This window comes from Hydrogenophaga sp. (genome assembly GCF_030656115.1).
GTDB lineage: Bacteria > Pseudomonadota > Gammaproteobacteria > Burkholderiales > Burkholderiaceae_C > Hydrogenophaga.
The window spans coordinates 1-1582 of the sequence record NZ_JAUSOO010000025.1 but is presented as its reverse complement, the minus strand read 5'-3'; the positions used below and the strand labels follow the sequence as shown (position 1 = coordinate 1582).

Below are 1582 nucleotides of genomic sequence, written 5' to 3'. Positions count from 1 at the left end.
CGACATCAAATACCTGCCCAAGATGCCCGATGAGAGCGCTCGGCGCTACCTGTACGTGGCCATAGACCGCGCCACCCGGTGGGTATTTCTGCGCACCTACCGCGATCAAACCGAGCGCAGCAGTGTGGACTTTCTACGCCGTGTGCACAAGGCCACGCCGTTCAAAATCACCAAGCTGTTGACGGACAACGGAACACAGTTCACCGACCGCTTCACCAGCAAAGACAAGCAGCCTACGGGCAAGCATGTCTTTGACAAACAGTGCCAAGAGCTCAACATTGAACATCGTCTGGCTCCGGCGCGTCATCCGCAGACCAATGGCATGGTTGAGCGCTTCAATGGCCGCATCAGTGAGGTTGTCAAACAAACCCGGTTCGCCTCGGGTGCCGAACTCGATGCGACTTTGAATAACTACATGTTTACCTACAACCACCACATCCCACAGCGCTCGCTGGGGCATCTCTCGCCGGTCGATGCTCTCAAGGCTTGGAGCAAGAAAAAGCCGGAACTCTTCAATAAGCGTGTTTATAAACAGGCGGAACTTGACAGGCCCCAGTGCCGCCAGATCGGGCAAAGCCGATGGTGCTGATGCGGTGGTGGCGGGGTGCTGCAAGGGCATGGACTGCATTGTTCCAGGCCGCTTGAAGCGACGCTATCGGCACATGTCTGAATGGACAAATGGGCGCCGAATTGCCCAAAATTGCAGTGTGCTCAATGGGCTCTGATGGCTTGGTCGATGCGGCTCCAGGGCAGGCCTTGGCTGAGGGCTCGCCATTGGGCGGTGCTCAGGCTCACCGGAACACCCAGGGGTTCATTAATCCAGGCGAAGCGTCCACTGTGCAGGCGGCGCTGGACCAGCCACAGGCCCAGGCCGTCGTGGATGAGCAGTTTGATGCGGTTGCCCCGTGCGTTGGTGAAAGCGTAGGCGCAGTGCGGGCGTGCGCTGCCAAACCAGTGGATGACGCGGGCGAGCACACCGTCAAAACCCAGGCGCATGTCGATGGGGCATTGGCACAGGTACAGGCTGTGCAGTTGCGGGTCGAAGAGGGCTGCAGGTTCTGATGGCCATTCGGCACACGTTGCTGAATTCGGTGTGGGCTGGTGGCGGGTGGCTGGGTTGGTGAAGGTGCTGGTGTCTGGCTGCATGGGTCTTGATCGGTTGGATGAACAAACAAGACCGCAAGCTTTGCAGGTTACAAGCTTGGGCGGTAGGTGGGGTTCGCCGTACGCTTACGGTGCTGCGTTCTACTTTCCCACATTCCGCGCGCCCACGCCTCGTGTTTCTTCGGAACGATTTGCTGCGGGTCGGCAGGGGTTCGCACGTCGTTACCTGGATTGGCTTTCACGGTAACGGATGTGCTGGCGTGTTTATAAACAGACGGAACTTGACAGGTACAGAAAAGCCCAAACCCCCAGGCACGGTGAGGTACGAGGGGGTTTGGGGGGGCTGGTAAGAGCCTGACGATGACCTACTTTCACACGGGAATCCGCACTATCATCGGCGCGAAGTCGTTTCACTGTCCTGTTCGGGATGGGAAGGAGTGGGACCAACTTGCTATGGTCGTCAGGCATAAAGGGTTGC

General features: G+C 58.3%; 2 protein-coding genes and 1 rRNA gene. 1 reads left to right on the top strand and 2 read right to left on the bottom strand.

The window, feature by feature from the left end:
• On the top strand, nt 1-589 hold a 589-nt coding region (locus Q7J58_RS02520), incomplete at its 5' end, for an integrase core domain-containing protein (RefSeq protein ID WP_304822961.1).
• Nucleotides 590-711: 122 nt separating this feature from the next.
• Here the strand turns inward: Q7J58_RS02520 and tnpB are convergent.
• Nucleotides 712-1146: an IS66 family insertion sequence element accessory protein TnpB gene (gene tnpB, locus Q7J58_RS02515; RefSeq protein ID WP_304822958.1), complete on the bottom strand. Its 435-nt coding sequence runs from the start codon at nt 1144-1146 to the stop codon at nt 712-714.
• 310 nt (nt 1147-1456) lie between these two features.
• Nucleotides 1457-1569, bottom strand: a 5S ribosomal RNA gene (gene rrf / locus Q7J58_RS02510).
• Between the last annotated feature and the right edge of the window lie 13 nt (nt 1570-1582).